The organism is Leptolyngbya sp. FACHB-60 (genome assembly GCF_014695775.1).
Taxonomy (GTDB): domain Bacteria; phylum Cyanobacteriota; class Cyanobacteriia; order Phormidesmidales; family Phormidesmidaceae; genus Nodosilinea.
The window spans coordinates 267,565-291,727 of record NZ_JACJOX010000049.1; the positions used below are offsets into that span (position 1 = coordinate 267,565).

General features: G+C 49.0%; 13 protein-coding genes. 9 read left to right on the forward strand and 4 right to left on the reverse strand.

The genetic code is table 11. From position 1 onward, the window contains the following. Positions 1 to 32: 32 nt before the first annotated feature. The 8 genes from H6F57_RS19015 (at position 33) to H6F57_RS19050 (ending at position 18,835) form a co-directional block, all read left to right on the forward strand. Positions 33 to 1,733 carry an ATP-binding domain-containing protein gene (locus tag H6F57_RS19015; RefSeq protein WP_190626298.1) on the forward strand — a complete coding sequence of 567 codons (1,701 nt, stop codon included), beginning with the start codon at positions 33 to 35 and terminating at the stop codon, positions 1,731 to 1,733. Position 1,734: 1 nt separating this feature from the next. After that, positions 1,735 to 2,718, forward strand: coding sequence for a hypothetical protein (locus H6F57_RS19020; RefSeq protein ID WP_190626299.1), 984 nt, complete (start codon positions 1,735 to 1,737; stop codon positions 2,716 to 2,718). After that, entirely contained in the window at positions 2,718 to 4,376 is a 1,659-nt protein-coding gene (locus H6F57_RS19025) for a RecQ family ATP-dependent DNA helicase (protein ID WP_190626300.1), read from the forward strand. Before H6F57_RS19020 ends, H6F57_RS19025 begins: the two co-directional genes overlap by 1 nt. A gap of 30 nt (positions 4,377 to 4,406) precedes the next feature. Further along, positions 4,407 to 7,571, forward strand: a complete 3,165-nt coding sequence (locus H6F57_RS19030; RefSeq protein WP_190626301.1) for a helicase-related protein — start codon at positions 4,407 to 4,409, stop codon at positions 7,569 to 7,571. Positions 7,572 to 7,734: 163 nt separating this feature from the next. Beyond that, complete coding sequence (locus H6F57_RS19035) at positions 7,735 to 8,946, forward strand: WYL domain-containing protein (protein ID WP_190626302.1); 1,212 nt, start codon at positions 7,735 to 7,737, stop codon at positions 8,944 to 8,946. A 166-nt stretch (positions 8,947 to 9,112) separates the two neighbouring features. Next, the gene (locus H6F57_RS19040) at positions 9,113 to 11,596 is read left to right on the forward strand and encodes a hypothetical protein (protein WP_190626303.1); all 2,484 of its coding nucleotides are present in this window, start codon (positions 9,113 to 9,115) and stop codon (positions 11,594 to 11,596) included. A gap of 14 nt (positions 11,597 to 11,610) precedes the next feature. Continuing rightward, positions 11,611 to 12,546 (forward strand): hypothetical protein, encoded by a 936-nt coding sequence (locus tag H6F57_RS19045; RefSeq protein WP_190626304.1) that lies wholly within the window; start codon positions 11,611 to 11,613, stop codon positions 12,544 to 12,546. A gap of 19 nt (positions 12,547 to 12,565) precedes the next feature. After that, positions 12,566 to 18,835 carry a DEAD/DEAH box helicase gene (locus tag H6F57_RS19050; RefSeq protein ID WP_190626305.1) on the forward strand — a complete coding sequence of 2,090 codons (6,270 nt, stop codon included), beginning with the start codon at positions 12,566 to 12,568 and terminating at the stop codon, positions 18,833 to 18,835. A gap of 21 nt (positions 18,836 to 18,856) precedes the next feature. On the opposite strand, the gene H6F57_RS19055 is transcribed toward H6F57_RS19050, so the two are convergent. The 4 genes from H6F57_RS19055 to H6F57_RS19070 all read right to left on the reverse strand — a co-directional run bounded on the left by H6F57_RS19055 (position 18,857) and on the right by H6F57_RS19070 (position 23,019). After that, positions 18,857 to 19,372 carry a TniQ family protein gene (locus H6F57_RS19055; protein ID WP_190626306.1) on the reverse strand — a complete coding sequence of 172 codons (516 nt, stop codon included), beginning with the start codon at positions 19,370 to 19,372 and terminating at the stop codon, positions 18,857 to 18,859. 10 nt (positions 19,373 to 19,382) lie between these two features. After that, positions 19,383 to 20,192, reverse strand: coding sequence for a TniB family NTP-binding protein (locus H6F57_RS19060; RefSeq protein ID WP_190626307.1), 810 nt, complete (start codon positions 20,190 to 20,192; stop codon positions 19,383 to 19,385). Continuing rightward, positions 20,193 to 22,154, reverse strand: a complete 1,962-nt coding sequence (locus H6F57_RS19065) for a Mu transposase C-terminal domain-containing protein (protein WP_190626308.1) — start codon at positions 22,152 to 22,154, stop codon at positions 20,193 to 20,195. A 673-nt stretch (positions 22,155 to 22,827) separates the two neighbouring features. Further along, entirely contained in the window at positions 22,828 to 23,019 is a 192-nt protein-coding gene (locus H6F57_RS19070) for a hypothetical protein (protein WP_190626309.1), read from the reverse strand. A 288-nt stretch (positions 23,020 to 23,307) separates the two neighbouring features. On the opposite strand from H6F57_RS19070, the gene H6F57_RS19075 reads away from it, so the two are divergent. Further along, the gene (locus H6F57_RS19075; protein ID WP_190626310.1) at positions 23,308 to 23,859 is read left to right on the forward strand and encodes a Uma2 family endonuclease; all 552 of its coding nucleotides are present in this window, start codon (positions 23,308 to 23,310) and stop codon (positions 23,857 to 23,859) included. Positions 23,860 to 24,163: the final 304 nt, after the last annotated feature.

Genomic DNA, 24,163 nt, shown 5'->3' on the forward strand with positions numbered 1-24,163 from the left:
AAGGTGATACAGGGTATGCGAGCATATTTCCTATGGCTGTAATGGTTCCAGAAGCCCCTGCTGATTTCAACAACAGCCAGGGTGAGCTAGACGTTTTTAATGCCCTCAGGGGGCTAGATGACAGATGCTACGTCTTCCATTCCCTAAGGTGGCTCGGTAATCCCAAGTATGGTCGCAAGAAGCCCCAAGGAGAAGCCGATTTTGCGATCTTTGACCCCCAGCGTGGGCTGCTCATTATTGAGGTCAAGTCTGGACTAATCCGCTTTGAGGCTGGTAGCTGGTATCAGACTAATCGGGCAACAGGGGTCGAAAAGCTCATGAAAGACCCAGAGCAACAGGCCTCTAGTACGAAATTTGAGTTCCTGCCGCTCTTCAAAAACTCACTTCCACCTGCTGAAAATTGCCTAATTGGTACTGCGGTGTGGTTTCCGTCAGGAACCTTTCCCAAACAGCCCCTACCGCTCAACCTACATTCAGATATTGTTCTAGATGAGGAGTCGCTCAACTCCCCGAAGGCGGCTATCTCAGCAGCCTTTGATTACTGGGGACAAAAATTTGGCCATCATCTGTCTCAGAGAGGGCAGGAGAGGGTTATCAGCATTTTGGCTCCTACCTTCAAGGTCATTCCCTCTCTAAAAGCCGGTTTTGCCAAACGTGCTCAGCAGTTTATTCAAATGACTCGCCAGCAGGCCAGCATCATTGATTTCTTGGACGAGCAAGAAGTTGCCGTCATTAGCGGTACTGCTGGCACTGGTAAAACCGTTGTGGCGCTAGAAAAAGCTCGCAGACTTTCAGAGTTTGGTGAAAGCATTCTATTCCTCTGCTATAACAGCGCCCTCCGCAATTTTCTCAAGCAGGAGCACCACCTACCTGGTGTAGACTTCCACACCTTCCATAGTGTCGCCAGGAAGTTGGTCGGAGATGCCCCAACTTTCGACCTGATGGCAGAAAAGTTTCTAGAGCATCTTTCTAACCCCACAGAATTTTGGCCATACCAGCATGTCATCATCGATGAAGGGCAAGACTTTTCAGATGAGTGGCTAGAATGGCTGACGGAGCGCACGGACGGCTGTAAATACATCTTTTATGACAAGAAGCAGCTCATCTTTAGGGATACATTGCCTAACTGGGTTGTGAATGCCGATTGTCGCCTAGTACTGACTAAAAACTGTCGGAATACCCTTCAAATTTCAAGAACGGCCTATCGCTTTGCCAACCTTTTTCCTGGTAAACCTGGCGAACTAGTTGCCGGCTTCCCTACTAAGCTTCATGACTGTGGCAGTTCAGCAGGCATTGGTAAGCGCATCAAGCGCATCGTCGGGGAATTATTGAACCAAGATGCGGTACAGCCAGAGGATATTGCCATTCTTACAATGAGCACCGTAGAAAACTCCCTGCTCGCGAATCTGCACTTCATCCACTCCATTCCCCTAGTTGAATCCTTTGAAAAAGGCAAAATCTGCTTTACAACTGTCCGCAAATTCAAGGGCTTGGAAGCGCGAGTCATCTTTATTGTTGATTTCGCCTTGGCAGAGTTCGCTGAACCAAACTTTTCACAAAGGCTGTATGTGGGTTGCTCAAGGGCTAGAGATGAACTCCACCTTTTTGTAGAGGGATGCGATGATGTAAGCATAAAGTTAGCGCTAGAAGCAATTCAGCCTGGTACAAAGCTCATCTCTAACCGGAAAAATCTTTCAAAACTACTCGATGCCGAATGGCATAAGGAACATTAGAATGTTGCGATCTGAAGCAATTGACAGAGCTCGTGAATTTGACCTGATCCAAAAACATAACCACGTCACCAAAGTCGAAGAACTAATTGACAAGAACTTTGTTAATTGCTTTGAAAAAATTCTAGAGATGGCAAAAGATTCGAAAAGTGCTCAAGATTTGGCTGCTGCATGGAACTCCAAGCCCACTAGCATAGATAAAAGTAAGTGCATTAGACTTCTATTTGCCCAGAAAATTGAAGACTATGAGAAAGAGGCGGAGAAGTATCGCTCAACTTTTGACGAGGAAGCGCTTGACGAATTCATGTTTGATGAGAATGCATTCAAGGGCTTCTTGACAAAAGAATGTCCCGTTATTATGCATTCTTTTCATGCTAGGTCGGAGGAACTGAGAGAATGGCAAATTTCATATGCTAAAACGGCTTCCAGTGATCTTCTAGGAATTTTTAGTAATCTTGTCCAATTCGCAAATGAGTATGCCAATTCTTATGTGGAGGCAGATTATTTACAATATTCTGAATCAGAGGAATTCAATTTTGATCAGATAGAAGATGAAAATTTTGGAATCGTAGGAGTCATTGGAATGGGTATCAAGTCCTTTGTGACTTATTACCTGCATCCCAATATTTTTCCGAAGAGAGGAAAGATGGATCTATTTGGACTTTATTTCTTGACTGATAGATCATTCCTTAATCTGCCAACTAAGACATCGGAATTTATTATGGTTAATGATAAGACTCATAGTAATGAAGGGGTTTATAAGATTGACCAGAACTATTGGTATCCCTATGGCTTATTCTCGGCATACGCCATGAAGCTATACAGGAAAATTTCCGAATACTGTGAAAAGCACGGTGTCCCTCTTGACCCTCATTACCGATACGTGTACGTCAACACATTTCTCGAAGGAATTGCTCATTGTCGCAAAGAAGATATACAAACCCTGACGAAAAGTAGTAATCCGAAGTACGCTACGAGTCACATCTAATGCGTAATAAACAAACAGTCCTTGAACAATACTTCCCTGGTTACGAATTTAGAGATGTTCAGGCCTCGGCGATCGACAAAGTAATCTCTAGTCAGAGTACTCTATGCCTTATGCCAACAGGAGGCGGTAAGTCGCTTATTTTTCAGGTGGCTGGGCTAGTGCTAGATAAAGTCACCATTGTCGTGTCTCCACTGATTGCATTAATGGAACAGCAGACAATGAGGCTCAAGGAGCAGGGAATTGGAGCAATATGTCTGAGTGGTCTTGGTAGTCAAGATTTTTATAATCTCTTGCGAGACTTTTCATTTATAGAAGGCGGTAAATTTATTTTTATGTCGCCAGAGAAGGCTGCATTTGATGGATATATCGAATATTTGCTGAAGCAAAATCGCGATCATATTGGCCTAATAGTTTTAGACGAAGCTCATTGTGTTTCTCAGTGGGGACATAGCTTCCGTCCTGCGTATAAGGTAGTGCCTCACTTCTTAGATCGTACCTTTGGGTCATTTAACTGGCCCAAAGTTCTGGCTTTGACTGCGACTCTCAACCCTCAAGACCGAGAGGAAGTTTGTAGAGACTTCCGTATTGCTCCTGAGGATATTGTTGAAAGTTCATCCTTGCTTCGCGATAACCTAAAACTCACTGTTGAAACGCTTGCAGATGAAGCTGCCAAGAAAATCCGACTAAAGGAACTTCTACACGAGTTCAGGATAAATCAGGAGGGAAAGCCTAATAAAATTATCGTTTATACTCACCGCAAATCAGGTAAATATGGCACGAGAGCCTTCTCTAAGGAATATCAGGATGAGGGGTGGAGCTGTGATCACTTCGATTCTGATTTGCCTGACAACCGAAAAGATGAAGTTTTAAGAGGTTTCGAGACAGGGAAAATCGACATCATCTTTGCGACTAATGCCTTCGGCATGGGTATAGATATTCCCGATATTCGAGGTGTCATCCACTATCTAATTCCTGAGTCTATCGAGCAATACTACCAAGAGGTAGGTCGCGCGGGGCGAGACGGAGATGCCTCTTTTGGGCACCTATTGTACTCAGAAAGAAATATCAGTGTCCGCCAAGATATGCTCAAATCTAGCTTCCCAAACTTCGAAGAGGTTCAGAATGCTTGCCTCTCATCGCCACTAGCAATTCAGGGTGAAAAACCCATCAGTTCACTTTCTCCATTGCTGGATTTTCCTGAAAAATCATCTCTCCCGATGATTTTCTACGAGCTAGTTGAACGAGGATTCCTCAAGGTATTAGTTAAAGGGATGCGTAGAATTGCCTGCTTTACGCCCTATCAAGATGCTGATCTTCCTGAATTCAATAAATTCAAGCAAGCATCCAGGACAGAGCAGGTGCTTCTCATCACTCACAAATTAGGACAGTCACTACCTTCGGTTATAGACAAACTCTATGAAGCTTTCACTCAACGTCAGCTTAGATTAACCAGTGCTCCTGAAAAGGTGATTTTCTACGAGTATCCCAAGCAACCAAGTGAGGATGAAATTAGGGAGATCACTCAGGGCTTTGAAGAAAAGAAACAATCAAAGCTGGAAGCTTTTCAACAGTTAGTGGATTTGGTAGAGACGAATTCAGATCCGACAGCGGCGATTTGTAAACACCTGGGCATTCAGATGGAGTCCCAAAGTTCTTGAAGTCTTGAGTATTCCAACTTCAGTTAAACCATGCCGCAGCCCCTGAAGACCTACAACTGGAAAATCAGCTATGCCAGCGACACCAGCAACCCCGTCGCCGACTTCTACATCCCCGCCCTCGAACGCTCCACCCAGTACGATCGCAAATCCGGCTTTTTCAACAGCGCCATCCTCAGCCAGGTCGCCGGGGGGCTGGGGGCCTTCCTCCAAAACGAGGGCCGCATCCGGCTAATCATGAGCTGCCACCTCAGCAAAACCGACCTCCAGGCCATCCAGCAGGGCTACACTCTCCGCGATGCCGTCGCTGCCCGCCTTGATGCCAACCTCACCCCACCCACCAACTTCGCCCAGCTCAAACGCCTCGAAATCCTCAGCTGGCTGATTCAGAGCGATCGCCTCGACATCCGCATCGCCATTCCCCTTCGCCACGACGGGCAACCCCTCGACCCCGACGAGGCCATCAACACCCACTACATCTATCACGAGAAAGTCTGCCTCTTCACCGACGCTGACGGCAACCAGATCGCGACCACCGGCTCCAACAACGAGTCCAGCGGCGGCTGGAACTTCAATGTCGAATCCTTCCACGTCTTCTGCTCCTGGGAGGGCGATCGCGACCTGGCCCGCGTACAAGAAGAAACACTGCGGTTCGAGCAGCACTGGCATAACCAAATCTCCAGCGTGCGGGTGTTTGAGGTGCCCGAAGCCGTCAAGCGCAAGCTGATCCGCTATGCCCCACCCCAAAAGCCGGCCTGGAACACCGATGACGAATTTAACCATCGCCCCCTCACCCACCAGGAGCGAGAACAGCTAGCCATTCCTGACCCGGAGCCCGTTCAGGAGGAGAAGCCAGAGGTTCAAATTGATGAAGCCAACCTGGCGAGGGAACAGGAGATGTTTCGGGCGATCGCCAACATCCACCAAGACCCCGGCTGCCTCAGCGCCTGCCTCAGCTCCATCCCCATCCAGCCCTGGCCTCACCAGATCAAAATTCTCAAACGCGCCGCCGCCGAGTTCCCCCGCAGCTTCTTAATCGCCGATGAAGTGGGCCTGGGCAAAACCATCGAGACCGGGCTGATTCTCCGCTATCTGCTGGTGTCCCAGAAGGTCAAGCGCGTCCTGGTGCTGGCCCCCGCCAGCGTGCAGCCCCAGTGGCACGAAGAACTGCGCGAAAAGTTCAACCTCCACTTCTGGAGCTACACCCAAGGCGAGTTCAAAGATCCCTACGGTCAAACCACCCAGCCCACCGGCAACCCCTGGAATACTCAAAACCTGATCCTCGCTTCCAGCCACCTGGTGCGCCGAAAAGAGCGGATGCAAGAACTGCTCGACGCCGAACCCTGGGATCTAGTCATTCTCGACGAGGCCCACCACGCCCGCCGCAAATCGCCCCAGGCCCGCAAAGATACCCCCAACCGCCTGCTGCAACTGCTAGAGCAACTGCGTGAGAGAACCAAAGCGCTGATTTTGCTCTCGGCCACGCCAATGCAGATCGACCCCATCGAGGTCTTCGATTTACTGCATGTGCTGGGGCTAGAGGGCCACTGGGCCTACGGCGATACCTTCTGCGACTACTTCTCGTCGCTGGATAGCAAGCCCGATCGCCACCTGCTGAACTTCTGGCAAACGATGTCTGCGGACTACTTTGCCCGTGGCGGCCAGCCCTGCCCCCGGCTCCAGCAGCATCTCCACCAGCAAGACCGGATGCTGGCCAGCACCGTCGAAGATCTGTGGCGAGGCCGCATCAAAATCATCCACGAGCGCACCTACCTGCAAGACGAAGCTTTTATCGCCGCCTCCCTGCAATTTCTCTCCACAAACACTCCGCTCAAAGACATGATGTTCCGCCACACGCGGGATACCTTGCGGGAGTACTACCGCCTCGGCCTGTTAGAAAAAGACGTCCCCCGCCGCGAAGTGTGCGACAACGCCATCACCCTAGAGCCGACCCGCGAAGCCGACCTCTACCGCCAGGTGAGCGACTACGTGCGCCACTTCTACCGCCTGGCCCAAAAGGAACAGCGCAAAGCCCTGGGCTTTTTGATGACCCTGTATCGCAAGCGGTTGACCAGCTCCTTCTATGCCATCCAGCAATCGCTCCAGCGACGGCTCGATTCCCTGCTCACCCAGCAGGGCAGCGGCCTCACCGCCGATGACCTGGCCGACCTCGACGATGCCGACGATGCGGTAATCGAAGGGCTAGAGGGCTACATGGAGCCCGTAGACCCCCGAGAGATCGAGCACCTAGAAGCCCTGCTGCGGCAGTTTGAGAACACCGGAGAAGACACCAAGCTGGCCCACTTCATCGCCACCCTACGGCAGGAGCTGGTGAACCGGGAAAGTGCGATCGCCTTTACCCAGTACACCGACACCATGGACTTTCTGCGCGAGCAATTGCGGGAACTCTACGGCAACCAGGTGGCCTGCTACTCGGGACGCGGCGGCGAACTGTGGCGCGAGGGCCAGTGGGCGGTGGTGCCCAAGGAGCTGATCAAAACCCGGTTCCGCGATGGCGAAATCAAAATCCTGCTCTGTACCGAATCCGCAAGTGAGGGTCTCAACCTGCAAACCTGCGGCGTGCTGTTTAACTACGACCTGCCCTGGAATCCCATGCGAGTGGAGCAGCGCATTGGCCGCATTGACCGGATTGGCCAGCGCTATCCGACTGTCACCATCCACAACTTCTACTACGACGGTACGGTGGAAGCGAAGGTGTATAAGAAATTGCGCGATCGCATTGGGGCTTTTGAATCTGTAGTCGGTAACCTTCAACCCATCCTGGCCCAGGTACCCACTTTCATTGAGCGAGCCACCATGAGCGTCGATGCCGAAGAAGAAGACGTGCTGCTCTCTGAGTTTGACACCGTTCTATCGGCTCCGCCCCAGCGGCCAGCCCTCGATGACATGGTGAAGCGCGATGTGGAAGCCGACCTGCAAGAAATTCAGCGACCGCTGCCTCCTACCGCCATTACTCCGGAGGTTGTAGAGGCAACGTTCACCCAGTCAACCCTCCTTAATGCAGAAGGAATTCACTTTACCCAGGCCGATCAAGGCGTGTGGCAACTGGGCTGTGGGGGGCAAACCTACCGGGTAACTTTCCAGCCAAAGGTCTTTGAAGAAACACCATCTCTACGACTACTGCTTTGGGGAGACCCCCTGTTTGAGGAACTTTTGGTTGATATGGGGTTTCTTTGAGCAAGAGGTTTGCCCTCAATACCCTCTTATTGGCAATGTTGAAAACTGTTGCTGGCATTGTAGATATGTCCCCTTCGCGCACCCATAAATCTTAACCTGTAGCTGTTTCAGAGACTGCTCACGTTAAAGTTCAAATACTGGCTTTAGAGCAACCGCCAACAGAATGCCCACAAAACAGTCGCAGTCGCCGCAGTCTAAGTATTTCAATGACGGTGCCTTTACGCGGTTATTACTCTTGATCGCTACGCTGCTGCGACATCCCGGTGTAGGGCACCTAGAGAAGCCTGAACACCCAGAGAAGCATCACAACGCCCTTGAAGAGGTACAAGCCTATCTGCTAGCGGTTGCCCAGGAAGAGGGCGTCACGATTAAATGTTCCACCCACAGCATTCACAAAGACCTGGCATTTCTGCGTTCCATAGGCATTTTGGGAAAACAGATGTACCGCTGGGGCTATTTCCTGGGCACTGGGGTTATGGGAGAACAAGAGCTAACAGCGGCCCTCAACGCCATCCACTCTCAGGCCGAGTACCAGCGAGACGTGCAAACCCAGGAACTCTATAACCGCCTCATCCGCCGCCTGAAAGGAATTGAGTCCAAAGAACAGTTGTTTTACCCGGTGCGAGCACAGCTCAACCGCTCCATTGTAGAAACTGACCCAGTTAAGATTGCCGAGGCCTTTGGCGATCGCAACCTCTTCGATTGTTTGGATACCGTTGAATCTGCCATCACCGAAGGACAGAAGATCCGGCTACACCGTAAGCCTAGCCCCTGGTTCGAGAACAGGGCTGAGTCCTTTGATGTCTGGCCCCTACAGTTGCTCTACTATGACATCGCTTGGTACCTCATTCATCAGACCTGTGACAATGGCCACCTGGCAATTTCGCGTATCGACCGGTTAGAAGACCGCTGCACCATCCTTGACCCCCGAGGCCGTAGTCTGACCACCCAGCGTCGGAACCTAAAGCTAGCCCACGAGCTGCTAGAAAGCGGGTGGGGGCTATTTCTCGGCGATCCTGAGGCGCAACAGCAAGAAATCTTAGGTCAACTGGAACTGGTTGAAGTCAGGGTGCGATTTTTCCCAAAGGTGATGGGGTTTATCGCTGAAGGCCCCCTACGGCACCCCAGCCAGCAAATTGAGCCCCATCCCCCCGGCCACCTCAATCGCAAAACTGAGTATGTGGACTACGTAGTGAAGCTGCCGCCCCGGTCATTGAGAGAATTTAGCTTTTGGGTCTATCGATTTATGGGGCAGGCCCAGGTGCGATCGCCAGACACCCTGGTTGAGCAACACCGGCAGGCCGTTCAACAGCAAGTAGATTTGTACGCTCACTCTAGCCAGCCAAAAGAAAGTATTGACCGGAAAGTTGACTAAAGCTTCAGAAAGCCTTGATTAATAAGACCTTGGGATATTTTCAACATGAAGATCTCAATCTTGTGATTTCTTTGGAGCTACCGGGCACTCTTCAATAAGATGAAGCAACCGATGGAACCCTGATTTTTGCTACAGAGTCGTCGGCCAGCATTTTTTGAGTGCCACCATGACTCTTTCTACGTCTGTCGCAGCAAGACCTTTCATCAATCTCTCGAATAGGGCCAATGCTAAGCGCTTTTGGGAGAGAATTCAAAACCACTGGGGTCACCAACATTTGCCGTCAGGGCAACGTTTTCTTGGCAGTGTTGGAATTGAAAGAGAATCTACAGAAGAGATCTTAGACATCGTTGGAGAAAATCTCGGCAGATTAGAGTCTGTAACATCAACTCAACTCCGCCGCTATTTCGGTGAGCATGAGACCAACTGGATAAAATTTTTGACCTTTGCTCTCTCAGAGTATGCTTACTACGATGACGGGAATCATGGTTATTGGCAGGGACTTTGCGATCGGCTAGATATTTATTATAGCCAAGGCACTACTCAAGCTTTGCAACAAGTTGTCTGGCAAGGCATTAAAGAGCTGGGTTTAGTTAAATCTAGTAAAGCTAATCGTTATGTATCTAGCCTCTGGCTACAAAGTGGTATTCCCTGCCAGAACTTAGGACACTTCGCAGACTTACTTCAAGTCTTGGATTATGACTGGTGGGATATAGCCCACGCAGACCCGGTTGACTTAGCTCAACTGCTTTGTGATGTATGTCAGCATAAGTTTCCTTACAGGGGTCGTTTGCTAACTTTTCTAAGAAGCAGCTGTCCTGAAGACCATGAGGAAGAAACTGACCCAATTTCTGGCACCTTGTTACAAGGCTTGGCCACCGTTGCCCATGAACTTGAGCGGCGGGGCGAATCCCCAGAGATTCTTCGAGATGAAGTCCAGCGAACACGAGTCCTTCAGAACTATTCACTTCCCAATACCTTCTTTCTCCGCAGCTGGGATAGTCTGATTAATGTACTAACCCCTCGCAGCAAAAAAGGCTCCAGTTCATCCATCATAAGCCAACGCAGAAAACCTTTGTCTCTCCTTCTGGATATTACTGATTCTTTCGATATTCAACTTGTGCTTCCAGAGCAAGAAGTTTATCGAAAAGAGTGGAAACAGCTACAGGCAGAATACTGCACGATCCCTGAAGGAAATTGGGAAGGGGTAATCAATATAGGATCTGGGGTTGTTAAAATCCCTGAACTACGGCAGACCCTTACTGAATCTGCTGAGCAATGGGCCTGGCAGTTACGGTCTCACAATGATACGGTCTTGCTCGAATGGCATCATCCTGGCATTCAACCAGAACAACTTTGCTTAATTTTTGATGCTGACACGGGAGAGTTGCGATCTCCCCAACAGTTGGCCTTATCCCCCGAAATTATCCTCTTTACTCCGGAGACCGTCCAGCGTCAGTACAGTGATGGTCTTGAAATTATCGATAGTTTTGTGCCGTGCAGCTTGTCAGGATGGCGAGGTCACTGGTTACAGCGCACCGGAGCTAATGCGTCGATACGACTGAATCAAGGCCACCAGGAACAAACCTTGTCCTGGCAAATGGCTTCCCAGCAGCCGCAACTTCAAGGTGTCAGGCTCAAGGGTAGGCAACCTACATTCCTAGCTACTCCTGCTCTTTGGTACCCTCCTCTGCCCATTGGTAAAACCCTAAACCTGCTGGTTGAAGACATGGATCAGCGCCAAACCCTGACGGAGCCTAATCAACAGACCTCGCTGCCCCCCCAAAACGATTGGCAGGCAGTGGACTTAAGTCCCTGGATTGCGCAACCCGGCACGTATTCTGTGCGTCTGTGGACAACCACAAGCCAATGGTCAGCCCTCTTTACCGTTCAGAACCAATTTCAACTCACTGCACCGCCTCCTCAGCAAGATTTAGACCTGCTGAATCGTCAGCAAATTTTTGTACAAACGCTGCCCATGAAGTGCTTAACAGCAGCCGATTTCTGGTTAGAGGAGTTGACCCTAAAAGGTCTCTGGCCCTTAGAAACGGCCACTTTTGAACTCACAAACGGCCAAGAGACACACCGGATTGCCCGCTCAGCTAGTCATTCAGGTGCAGCATTGTTGGCCCTTGCAGCTTTACGAGATGTTCTACCTGAGACTGATCGTTATGCTCTCCACCGGCTTGACTACAGTCAGAGGCAGAGCTTGATTTCCTGGAATTTCCCTGAGACAGAAGCAGCCAGCGATCCCCCTCAGCCAGGCGATTCCCCACCAATACCAAAGACTAAGCCTTCACCTGAACCTTTGGGGGCGACCTATTGGATTCAGTTAGACAAACGCAAAGTTAAGCGATTTCTCCAATTAATTGACAAAGATATTAAACAAGAATCGATATCAGAATTCGTCTCATTTTCGGTGGATCCATCTCTTAAGGAGTACGTTCAAGTTAGGTTAGAAGATCAAAGCTATAAGCCCATTTTGGATGATATTTGCATCAAGATTGGACGACAGCTAAACCAATCAGTTCAACTGATACTTAAACAAAATAATTCCAAAACCAATTCTCGAAAACCGCATAACCCTTCAGTCAGTAGTCAACGCAGCGTTTCCGCATCCAATATAGTGCGGATACATCACCGCACCTCTTAAAAATCCCATCAGATATGCAAAACCAAGACATCATTCAACTGCTTAGCCATCACCGAGTGCCGGGACGGCTTCATTTGCCTCAGGCATTGACCTGTTACCAACTATTGGGATTGTTACGGGCTACGGTGCCCCCATCGGCTTTAGCCAATGCTCTGTCCCCTTCCCGGCTAGATCAAGCTTTGCACAATTTAGAAGCACAAGGAGAAGTGCTGCTGGGAGTTGGCAAACGAGTCTGTATGGCTCAACCCACAGTTTATACGAGCGACGAAGAGTCGGTTACGGGCATACAGTTTTTAGGCGATCGCGCCTATCTGCGGTTAGCCCATCAAGCCTTGCAAACTGGACAACCGGTAACTCAAACCCTGCTAAGACCCAAAAATAAGCGATTGGAGTGGATTCAAACTCAACTTGGAGCCAGCAATATTGGATGCCATACCCCCGATCAACTTGTCTCTCAACTACCGACGCCACAGTTACCCGCTAATTGGCAGTTGAGAGAGCAGCATCGGTCAGACAATCCTTTTTTCACTTATCAAGGCTTTGAGAGCATTCTGGGCTATCGTCCAGAACCAGGCAGGCAGTGCGATCGCTGGCAGCCAATTATCGGCTTAGAGCACTTAGGTAGCATTGCGTCTCTGCGCCTGCTAAAAACTCCTGAGGGCGAGTTCCTTTGGTTTCAAGATGGGCAATTCTTCGGGATTACCCCAGATACTGCTTACCTAGCTATGTTCGAGTTAGATCTGCAGATCAACCAGCCTCTTCAAATCGCCCTGGATGAAAAGCCTGGCCTCTTAGATTTGCGGGACACGTTTTTCCCGAAGGCATATGCCCAGCTAATTTGGCGCTTGTCAAAACCCAGTCCTGATCACAATCGAATTCGTTACGTTGACGCTCAAAACCAACCACGGGTAAAAGCTGCCCTCGAACGGTTGGGCTGTGTACTGGTTTAGTTAACAAGGAAGTAAAGTCATGTATCTGAATCCAGTAGAGGCGGCACAAACCCCCCGTGAGGATCTAATTCGCTACCTGCTGACAGCCTACCCATTGCGCGATCCTCATCTTCGTCTTGGGTTTAGGAAGCTGCTTGAAGCACCCGGCAATATTTATCAGCAGCCTTACCTAGAAGGGGCACAGCCTTATAGGTCCACCTGTTCCATCAAGACCCTGGTGGACGATGGGTTACTGCACCCCGAACTAACAAAACTGTTTAACCCTACTCGATTCCTCTACCAGCACCAGGAGCAAGCCATTGAGAAGGTGGTAGGAGAACACCAAAACATTGTGGTCGCCACCGGCACGGGTTCCGGGAAAACAGAGTGTTTCCTGATTCCTATGTTGGATCGCCTTTTGAAAGAACATGCCCCAGGGGTACAAGCTCTCATTTTGTACCCTATGAATGCGCTAGTTAACGACCAGGTAAAACGCCTGCGGCAGCTGCTTTCCCAACAGAGCGATGACCAGGAACTAATCCGCTTTGGGTTTTACACCAGCCGCACACAAACTGAGCCAGCCCAGGCATTATCTGCCCTGAAAGAAGAATTGCAGGCCACCGAGCGAGAAGAACTGCTGAAATTGCTGCCAGAGGGCCAGCGAGAGGCGATGAAGCGCTGTCGTTTGGATGATCTGATCGCAGCCGTAGTCGAACGAGTCCAGCGTATTCAAGCCATCTCTCGCAGGGAAATTTGGGAAAATCCACCCCAGATTCTGGTGACCAACTATTCCATGTTGGAGCACATGCTGATTCGCCCGGTGGAGCGCGAGCAAATTTTTGAGCGATCGCCCAACTTCAAAATGCTGGTGGTTGACGAAGCTCACACCTATAGCGGATCCACTGGTGCTGAAGTTTCCATGCTGCTCAAGCGGTTTAAAGCCGCTATAGGATTGAAGGCAAAGGGGCAAATCCGCTGCATCGCCACCAGTGCCACCTTAGGAGATCGCAATGACGCAGCAGCCTTTGACCAAATCACTGGCTTTGCCGAAGAACTCTTTGGCGAGCCCTTTGGGCAAGTCATTTGGGGAGACCGGGTCACCGTTGCAGAACGGCTGGGCGATGCCTACGCCTTACCAGAAGGGCTCGCCGAAGAAGATCTGTACGAACTCCTATGCGATCTGGAGTTACCGGCCCTTGAAGACTCCCTAGAAAACTGGAAAGACTGTCTGAGCTACTTAGCGCCCTACGATGTCTTACAACAGGCTGAGCAGAATGCTGAGGGTGATGCCCATCAGTTCCTTTGGTTTGCCCTGAAAGGTCATCCGATAGTCCACCGCTTGATCAATTTACTCAGTCAGGGGCCAAAGCCTTGGAACTGGCTGGCACGATCGCCCCACCTTTGGCTGCTTCCCACTCATTTGGATGGCAGTCTAGATGCTCAAGAGGAAACCAGGGTGGAACAGGCTCTGGCCCACTTAGTGCAATTGGGCACCTTGGCCCGTTTGGATCCAGAAGATTTACCGCTCTTGCCTGTTAGGCTTCATCTGCTGTTTCGCAGTGTAGAAGGGTTGCACGCCTGCATTAATCCAGATTGTCCTGGGGCCATAACCGATGAGCGGTTTAAGGATCGCCCTCACCGCTACGGCAAGTTATTCCTCAGCAGCAAGACTGAGTGTGATGCGTGCCATGCTCCCGTGCTGGAACTCTCTAGCTGTCGTAAATGTGGGCAAGGTTATGCGCTGGCCTTTCAAGGTTACCAAAAAGAACTACTGCCGGTTCCTCGTGCGTTAGAAGCGGCTGAAAATAGTGATCGCATCTATGTTTTGACCTCAGGAGCACTAGACAGCGTTACTGACGATGAGGGCGAAGAGGTCACAGAGGACAGCGAAAATTCTGAAAATGCTCTGATCGGCAGTTTCTTGATTCAGGGCAACCACACCGATGGGTGGCTTGGTGGTGCTAGCAACAGTACCCCGGAGGCATCCTCCCAGGCTGAAAACACATATAGATTGCACTGGCACATACCCCCCAAAGCTAAGAACCTAGAGGGAGGTTATTTAACTAAATGCCCTGCTTGTAGTGCGGGGCGATCGCAAATGTCAGCCATTGGGCGGTTTATTTCCTATACCGATGCTCCGCTGGAGGTGATGCTCGACAGTCTATTTGAGCTATTGCCAGAACCTGGGGAAGCTAATGGTACCTTCAGCCAGCGTAAGCTCTTAACCTTCTCAGATGGTCGTCAAGATGCCTCTTTCTTTGCATCGGATTTTCAACGAACTCACACCGAGACCCTTTACCGACAGGTGGTTTGGCAGGCTTTTGACGAAGTCCAGCAAGATGGCAGCGCCTCAGTCACTGAAGTTCAGGAAGAATTAGTTCGTTGTTTTTTAGCAATCTCTATTCCCCATCCTGACCGCCTAGCAGACTTTCACCATCGTAGTTATGTAGCCAAAGATCCTGTCAATGAGGAAACCCAAAATAAACGGGATTGCGAAAATCGAGCTCGTAGTCGGGCCAAAGAACTTATGCTTCGTGAGTTTGGGTTGCCCTCCGCCAAGCGGTTTTCTATCGAGGCTCTAGGATTGCTAGCCTGCTATATCGATTGGGACGACGATCTAACCCTGGTGGCGGAAACCGCACAAAAGTTTGGGATAGACGAGGCTGAAGCCAAAATTTTCCTAACTGGTCTGACCAACATTATCCGGTTGCTAGGGGCCACTGATCTGGAAGGGGCATCTCGTTACTTCCCTGAGACGGGAGGGGTTGAAGGTGGCCAACCCGCTCGACTGAGTCCCCAGGGTCGTTCGAAACGATACATAAAACTCAGACGCGATCCAAATGACTCACCTGATGCCCTTGGCTTTCTCTGGCGAAAAACTAAGCAGGGGCAGCCAACCAAAGTTCAAAATCAGATTGTTTCGTTCTACTTCAATTTTTTCAAAGGCAATTTTCCCGCTGAGGAAAACTTGCTGTGGTTATTTGATGAGCTAAAACGCCAAGGCTATCTCAAGGGGTTTGGAGATGGTCGGCAGCTGAATTGGGAACTGTTTTCTTTGTACCAGACCCAGACAGACTGGTATCAGTGCGATTCCTGCCAACAGACCTTTCATGTACCAGGCCTGACTGAGGTTCGACAATTTTCTGATCTAGCGTTAGATCACTGCCTGGCGTCCCGCTGTGGAGGGCAGCTACAACCCTGGGGTACCGCTTCAACGAAGGCGTCGACCTTTGAGGAACATCACTACCGCCACATCATTCAAAACCGAGAGATTATTCCCCTCCGCGCCCAGGAGCATACTGCCCAACTGGGCACTGGGGAACTGGCCCATCGGGAAAGCCGCTTTCGACAAGGCAAAATTAATCTCCTAAGTTGTTCAACCACACTTGAAATGGGGGTTGACATTGGAGAATTGCAGGCCGTGGCAATGCGTAACTTCCCGCCCCATGTGAGCAACTACCAACAACGGGCCGGGCGGGCAGGTCGCCGCACCGATGGGGTGGCCATTAGCCTCATGTACGGTCAGCGTCGCCCCCATGATCGTTATTATTTTGACCAACCTGCTGAGTTGATCAATGGCCGTAATCAAGTGCCTCGGCTAGATACGGGTAATTTTCAAATTCAGCAGCGCCATCTGCGAGCAGAGCTTTTGGCTAAGTTTCTAAGATCTGAATGCCAAACGGGGGCCGAACATGTCAAAATCGGTGCCTTCCTAGATCTACCTGATGAAGAAAGCAACAATGCCTTTCAACCCATCACTGCGCTATCAAGCAGTGCTCTTAATGTCCAGTTCCAGGAGTGGTTAAGCAGCCAACCTGCCCGACAACTCTTGGCAGGTTGGCTACAACTGTTGGATAGCCCGCAAACGGTTGAAGGGACTTTGGATGATTTCCGTAGGGAGCTTGATGACTTTCAAGTGGAGCAGCTCAAAGACTGGAATGGGCTGGCGGAGCTGCTCACTACCCTTAAAACCGATATTCTTGGGGAAACCAATTCTAAAGTGCGTCGGGCATTAGAGGTGAAGCGCGATCGCATCGAAGATGAACTTCGCAAAATTCAAAAGCGACAACTGCATGAAGAATTGGCCAAAGCCAGCATTCTCCCCATTTATGGCTTTCCTATCGATGTCGTTCAACTGCTGACTCAAGACAGCCGGGGACAATCTTACTCTACCCAAGGAAAACATCGTCTCCAACGGGATCGGCGCATGGCCTTGGCAGAATACGCCCCTGGCCAAGACATTGTGGTGGATGACCGAGTACACACCAGCGTTGGCATTCTGCGGCCCGATAACCTCGACAGTCGGTATTACTGGGTTTGCCCCCACTGCAACTTCTTTGAGTCTAGGGCGCAAGAGTTTCAGCATGACGCCTGCCCTACCTGCCATAAGCCCGTCAAAGGCATGGAACAGAGCAGCCGATTTTACAAAGTACCCAAGTCATTTACGACTGATTGGAGCGTGACGCCAATGGTTACCCCCTACCTTAAGCCCCTACGACAGCCTACGTCCCAGGTCTTTCTGGCCCAGGCGGGGGAACAGATCGACATCGTTCCCCATGAGCTGTACGAACTGAAATTGAGCCGTGGAGGTGAGTTCTTCCTGGCAAACCAAGGGGGTCGGGGCTTTAGAAACTTAGGATTTGCCCTTTGTGAGCGTTGTGGCAGAGATTTGAGTGACGGCTTGCCCAAAACCCACGTTAATCGTCGTAAGGGACAGAGGGAGCACACCCATCCCGTCACCGGCAAAATCTGTGCGGGCTGGTACCAGCGAGTTCACCTGGGGCATGAGTTCTCCAGTGACTTACTCAAGATCCGATTTACTCGCAGAACCAATCCGCCTCCCTTGTTTGAAGATGTGATTCACCTCAATTCTGGAAACAGGATCCAGTCAGACATCGATGAATCCGTCGTCACGTCCCCATCAGGTGGTGCGGGGTTCTGGCGGTCGCTTACCTACGCCCTGTTAGCCGCCGCCGCCCAGGTCATCGATGTACCCAGGGCAGAGTTGGACGGATTATTCAGACCGCCGGATAACGAGGGTTTGGGCGTGGCTGAAATCGTTATCTACGACAACGTACCAGGGGGAGCTGGCTACAGCCAGAGAATTGCTGCTCAGTTTGAAGAGATTCTCCAACGGGCCTATCAGCTAGTGGAATCTTGCGGATGCAGTAGCAGCTGCTATGACTGCCTTCGCACCTATACTAATCAGGCTTTTCACCACGAGTTGGATCGTCGCCCAGTTGCTGAGTTTTTACGTTTCTTGGTAGAACAGGTCAACCCTGACCCTGATCTTCAAGCCTTTGCCCCAGATGCGAATCGAATGCCTCTAGCAGCTATAGCCGAGCGTTTACCCGGCTACTGTGACAACGCCCGTGCCGAAACCATTCTGTATCTACCTGAAATTGCAAATCCATTTACCCTCGGACTGCTGACCCAATTTGTGCGATCTCTAGCGAAACAGAACAGTCAACTCAATCTAGTGGTAGGCAAAGTCCCTGAACAAGACTTGAGACAAGAACCAGGGAAAATGCCCGCTGATGAGGTCAGAGTTTTACGAAAGCGGCTATCCCAGTGGATTGACCAGAGCTTAGTAGTGCTGAGCCAAAAGGACTCTAGTATGCAGCCTACGCTTTGTATTAGCAGCCAGTCATCTAACCGCGTTGCCCTCCAGATGCGTTTATCTGAAACGGGCGAACCGATTGAATGGTTCCAGGCCCGCAGCCAGAGAGGCGTAGAAACCGTTTTACAGAACTTGAAAGAGTTACAGCAGAAGGCTTCTAAGGTCTCTGCTGCAGATCTAGATGACCCACAGACCGAAGTTATTTTCCCCGAAACTAACTGGGGTCAGTTGGATTTGGCAGAACTCCAAAATCGATTAGGGTTTAAGGCAATCCTGGCTAAAGGCGAAATCAGCAGTGCTCAGTATAGCGATCGATATCTGGATAAAACAGGGGCATCGGTGCTAGCTCAACTTCTGACATCGGGGGTATCAGGTGATTTCCAAATAAAAGTGCACATTCAGGAAACTTATAACGAGCATAGCGATAGAGACAAAACCCGTCGTGCAGGTGTTGAAGCTGCTTTTAAGAACTATTTAAGCAATTGCCAATTGAAGATGCAGCCTTATACCCGACGCCACTCTCCTCCCTTTCCCCATCGCCGAGAGCTTGAAATCACCTACAAATCTGGAGCAGCATGCAGAGTTTTACTAGACAAGGGAATGGATTTTCTACAAAGGGATTCATTAGATCTTTATAAAATAATAGAGACTACTTATCTGGTCATAACTTACTCTCAGTGCCACAGTTAGTCCTTATTAGTCATTGATGATTTATCCCGCCTTCTGAAAGTCCTGCATCTGCTTAAATAGCATATGGCATCGACTGCATCTTCCATGCTCCCAAAGGGCCGGGATTTTGAACATTGCCTCGCAGTTAGGACACTTCGAGAGGAGTTTGAGATTATGACGATCACACTTCCAGACGGATTGATACTGCCACTCAATTTTGTGACATGGCACTTCTGCAAAACAAGCTCCACAAAGCCTAATCGGCTTAGGCTTCATGGATTCTCCAAGCTTAGGCAGCATCTCACTCAACCTATCTGGGGAAATTTCTAGAATATGAGCTAAAGCTTCTAGCTGAACTTGAGTTGGAAAAGGATTTAGATGAAAACGTTTCCAACGTGCTATGACTGAACCAATCCCGGCGGCTTTACCTACTAGATAGGAAGTCCATTCGTTAGCCCTTTCCACTCTGCCAAGATAATGGCTAATGCTTTCTCCCTCAAAGGGTTCAAGAGCGATACACCAAGGGTCGAAATCATATAGGCCTGAATCCTCATTCATCGCTATGCCCCTAAGCACCTACCAGATAGTAATCTCCCTCAATTTCTTTAAGAGTTCCTAAATCTACTTTAGACTTTCCGCTTTCCAAAGCATAAACTGCAGCATCTCGAAGTATTTGATCTAGCAGTCGAATTTGTCCACGAGTCTTTTCTTGAAGTAGGGTTATGACTTGTTGATCTTTGTCTAGGTTAGAAGGTTCGGGAAGTTTTAGTATGTCATTTTCCCACGTTCTAACGGCTTTATTGAAATTCCCACCTTCTAAGCGTTCGAAGTTAAAATGACAAGCAAATCTGCTGATAACCTGCTCATTCTTACTTATTAATGTATCTAGTCGGCTGCTTGTTCCCACAAGTATGGGTAAGACTCCAGCATTTTTCTCTAAATCCCGAATATCGTCTAAAGTTTGAAACTGAAGTCTATGAGCCTCATCTATAATGAGCATTTCAACCTGAGACTGTTGGAGGTAGTTCCAAACAATTTTCCTCTGCTGATTTACACTGCCGCTAATGACTTTAGGTTTCAAGCTTGTAGCGATTCGATCAAAAAGGACAGAAGAGCTGCATGAACTGCCGGTCAGCTCGATGTAAAGAACAGGAATTTTAGGGTGGCTATTGGGTCTTTTTTGTGATCTATTTTGAAAAGCATAAAAAATAGATGCAGAGGTTTTACCTAGCCCTGTATCTCCTACTACTCTTCCTGGCTTACGTAGCTTGCGTCTACGGTCGAGCCAAGTACAGTAGTCTCCAACCTGCTTAAGTTTCAAGATCTCAGGGTTTCTCAGACGTTTGATCTCAGCTTGTAGCTTTTCTTCAGAAAGCATTTATATCCCAAGCTCCTGACGCATTAAATCATAGTCAATTTTTTCAACGGGTTCTTCTGAGCCTTTTTCCTCCAAAGGTAGAGACTCAACCACACTAGGCTTTTCTTCCTCATGCCAGCTAGGTAAAGTATCAAATTTTTCTTGTTCTAGCTTTCTTCTTTCTGACTTAGTTTTCTTTGCTTTGCTATTTAAGAATTCTCTTCTTCGAACGGCCTCTTCTAAAACGGTAACATTGTTGATACCTTTACCACGTTTCTTAGAATCATCGCTAGCCTTCTTGACATCTTCTAAGGAAAGTTTTTCTGCCTCCAATCCCATTGCATAAGCTCGACCGAGAAACTTCTCGCGGTTGTTATTTCGGTCATAGACCATAACCATAGTGATGTCTCTCGGATCAAATCGTAAAATGACTGTATGACCACTATAGGCACCTAGGTTTTCCCCTTTATACATAAGATTGGCAAAACGCAAGTAACCATTGTCTTTGACTACCCTTTCCTCAGCTTTCATTAAGCAAATATCTAACTCACGTTCTTTTATGAGTACAGGAGGAGATATTAAATCCTTCTGCCATCGCTCAACACGGCTTTGAGTAGCCACGAAAGGATTTGACTGAGTTCTAGAATCTGGTTTCTGGTTATAGTTATCTACGATATATCCTACCAAAAGCCATTCCAGTTCTGAGAGAGTAAGACAAGCTCGCGCTTCTGCATTTTTCGGTCTCTCTAGAACATTAGCCCCAACAAAACCCTCAACATCTGAGAGAAGCTGACTCATCGTTCTAAACGGTCTTTCGACAATACCCCCCTCAGACGGCCTCGACCTGAATTCCGTTTCAAAACCTACTTGGTCAGCAATCCACTCAGTAACGTGATTGGATTTGAAGTCACTTCCGTTGTCTGTAAACAGGTAAGCAGGGACACCGTAGCATGGCCATCTACTTCTCAGTTGGTACTCGGGTCCATAGCTTTTAGGAAGAAATGCATCTCGAAGAGCTAGAGCAACAACTTGTGCACTCGGAGCACTAAATCCTAGTCGAAAACCGACTATACACCTGGAATGCGTATCTATTACCGTTGTTAAAAATGGTCTGCTAATTTCAACGCCTTCTTTATCAACGAGTAGTATATCTGCTTTTGTATGATCAACTTGCCAAACTTGATTGCTATATTGAATTTCAAGTTCTCTACCACTTTTTGGTCTAAGCACAAGTTTTGAACTATGCCATCCGGGACTACGGCTTGTCTTGGCAATATATTTCTCTTCTTCCAAAGGTTTGAGCCACCGTTCTATAGTACGTCTGCTAGGAGGTTTGCCATATTCCTTCCAATGGCGAAACCCCTCTCCTTTCTCTCGGCTCTGAATTAAAGCACCAATCTCTTTGTCTAAATCTTCTCCTACCAACCCTTTTTTCTCAAGTTCTGAAATTTCTGGTTTTAGCTCTAGCTTGGAAAGTTCATATGCTCTAGTCTCTATCCTTTCAACAACTTTGTGTCGTGGTAAGGAGTTCTTGCCTTTATTGCCAGCCTTGTATATTTTGACCGTTCGTTCATGCCAATATTTTTTATTCTTGCGGGGATGTCCCTTGTCAGCTCTAGGTGCAGGTATTAGAGAAGCTGGGCCATGTAGTTTCCACTTTTCAAAGTCTCTCCTGACCTGCCTAACAGATTTACCTAAGCGTGTTGAGGCGTCCTTCAGTTTCTGACTGTATTCGCGCTTATTGCAGGGTTTCCGCAAGTCTCGAAATATCTCCAGTTTAAGCCGCTCATTGCCTGACAACCTGTAGTCATCATCTTCCGCATAACGCTGGTCAATAAACTCTACCGCCTCGTCTTCCTCTGACTCCTGAGTATGGCTTGTCTCAGCAAGTAAGCCAAAGCCCGTGTCATTTTCGAACTCACTGTCATTCAAGCCATCAAAGAGCTGGTTAGTATCAGTTTTATGCAAGTCCTGAGAAGACATAGCACGAAGGATATAGTTCACTTGAACTAATCTTAACTCTATTTTCTTAATTCAGGTCATCTAATTTGTCGTTTATCTTGCCTGCCATCTCTCCTAGAAGTCAGAAGAATTGGGGCATTCCAGCTTATCGAGAAATGACATTCAAATTGTCGACATCATCGAGAATCGACGCATAAAATGTCGCTGAGGCAATCTGTAGTCCCAAAAAGCATTGAGCGCCTGAAACCTATGTCACAAAAGGGTTTCAGGCGTCAATGCAGATTGACAAATAAAATGACAGGCAGACATATAAAATGTCGCGCAACAGACACATTGTTTGTCACCAGAGACACAATGATGCCGTCAAAGTCATATTGCTGTCATCGGGACACATTTGTGTCGTCAAGCTACTGGTGACACACTCTTGTCGTCTAGAAAGCCATAGAAGGCTATGGTCTTACCTTTCAACTCGCTCATTTCTTACAGCCAGCGCTGATAGTGCTCATTAGGATTTTCTTCAACCTCCCCTGTCCAGGGTGGTTGATTGTGACCTCAGGCTCATCAAAAGCACTCAAATTAACGCTTTCAGAAGTCAATTTGCGCGGAAGATAGGTCAGGCGGCTGCCCTTTCTCGCTGAGTCGGGGGCCAGAAACCGCTTGAAGACTTCTGTGTTGGTTAGACGCCCGCTGGGGGCTAACCGCTGGGTTCGAGCGGCCGAGTAAATAGCGCCTGAACTTTTTCGGTCAGCCGCCGGTAGCAGCTACGGGCGGCATCTAAAATAGCATCGAGGGGATCGCTGAGGGCGATCGCATTGCCGACGCTTTCTTCTAGCTCTTGCTGGCGCTGATCGACCTGGCGCAGGCTCTCAACGTAGGCATTGAGCAAGCTCTTCTGGCTGCGGCCAAACTCAGGCAGCTGCCGATCAACGTCTTCGTCGGTAACGAGCAGGTGAGGGCGGCTTGTAAGGAGTGACTACTGCTCTTGGTTTTCTCCTTTGCTGCGCCAGGTGACGATGGATCGCCTGCTAAAGCTAGAGCATATGATGACGACGGAACTGGCAGAATTAGAGAAACTGCTGGGTTCTCAACGAGGTACCTCCATGGCGGTAGCCACAGCAAAGCGGTGATAGCAGACTAAGGCGTGTGATGGCAATACGACGGGAGAATGTGGCCCATGGTACTGACTAAATCCTTAACGCTGGAGCAGTTCTTGCAGCGTCCAGAAACTAAACCAGCTTCAGAATTTTTTCAGGGAGAGGTGGTTCAAAAGCCTATGCCGCAAGGTGAGCACAGTACCTTACAGGGCGAGCTATGTGATCGCATTAATCAGATCGCCAAATCTCAACAGATTGCCTATGCCTTTCCAGAGCTGCGCTGTGTGTTTGGCGGCAATGCGATCGTGCCCGATGTGACGGTGTTTCGGTGGGGGCGCATTCCCCGGCAGCCATCGGGGCGGGTGGCAAATCGGTTTGAGCTGCACCCTGACTGGGCGATCGAAATTTTGTCGCCCGAGCAGAGTCAAACGAAGGTGCTAGAAAAGCTGCTCTACTGCTCTGAGCACGGCACTGAAATCGGTTGGTTGATTGACCCAGAGGTGGATAGCATTTTGACAGTGGCGGCTGGTCAACGGGTGCAGATTTTAAACGGCGATCGGCTCTTGCCTATCCTCAGTGAGATTCCACTTTCACTGACTGCTGAGCAGGTTTTTGGGTGGTTAAGTTTATAGACAGTGTTTTTCAGTACAGAATTGGATAGAGATGAAGTATTTGTCAATTCGAGATTGTGTTCAAAAAATCCAGCAAATTGACTCCAAAAGACTCAACCGATAATCGATAATTTACATTAATATTTATTCTATTGATCAATTGACAAAGTGCTATCAAAAAAACTCCATAGACTAAGACCTATTAAGCCTGTTATAGCTGTGGTCATTTGGGTTAGGACGCGGCTTGCTTGAGCACGACTTCGATAGCGGCTCGTAAGCCGTCAGCATGAGGGAGGTGTTTGCGAATCCGGCTCTTTAACCAACC

Bases quoted from the DNA above. Each gene is read 5' to 3' on its own strand.
- H6F57_RS19015 (WP_190626298.1), top strand. From the start codon at position 33: ATGGCTGTAATGGTTCCAGAAGCCCCTGCTGATTTCAACAACAGCCAG.
- H6F57_RS19020 (WP_190626299.1), top strand. From the start codon at position 1,735: ATGTTGCGATCTGAAGCAATTGACAGAGCTCGTGAATTTGACCTGATC.
- H6F57_RS19025 (WP_190626300.1), top strand. From the start codon at position 2,718: ATGCGTAATAAACAAACAGTCCTTGAACAATACTTCCCTGGTTACGAA.
- H6F57_RS19030 (WP_190626301.1), top strand. From the start codon at position 4,407: ATGCCGCAGCCCCTGAAGACCTACAACTGGAAAATCAGCTATGCCAGC.
- H6F57_RS19035 (WP_190626302.1), top strand. From the start codon at position 7,735: ATGCCCACAAAACAGTCGCAGTCGCCGCAGTCTAAGTATTTCAATGAC.
- H6F57_RS19040 (WP_190626303.1), top strand. From the start codon at position 9,113: ATGACTCTTTCTACGTCTGTCGCAGCAAGACCTTTCATCAATCTCTCG.
- H6F57_RS19045 (WP_190626304.1), top strand. From the start codon at position 11,611: ATGCAAAACCAAGACATCATTCAACTGCTTAGCCATCACCGAGTGCCG.
- H6F57_RS19050 (WP_190626305.1), top strand. From the start codon at position 12,566: ATGTATCTGAATCCAGTAGAGGCGGCACAAACCCCCCGTGAGGATCTA.
- H6F57_RS19055 (WP_190626306.1), bottom strand. From the start codon at position 19,372: ATGAATGAGGATTCAGGCCTATATGATTTCGACCCTTGGTGTATCGCT.
- H6F57_RS19060 (WP_190626307.1), bottom strand. From the start codon at position 20,192: ATGCTTTCTGAAGAAAAGCTACAAGCTGAGATCAAACGTCTGAGAAAC.
- H6F57_RS19065 (WP_190626308.1), bottom strand. From the start codon at position 22,154: ATGTCTTCTCAGGACTTGCATAAAACTGATACTAACCAGCTCTTTGAT.
- H6F57_RS19075 (WP_190626310.1), top strand. From the start codon at position 23,308: ATGGTACTGACTAAATCCTTAACGCTGGAGCAGTTCTTGCAGCGTCCA.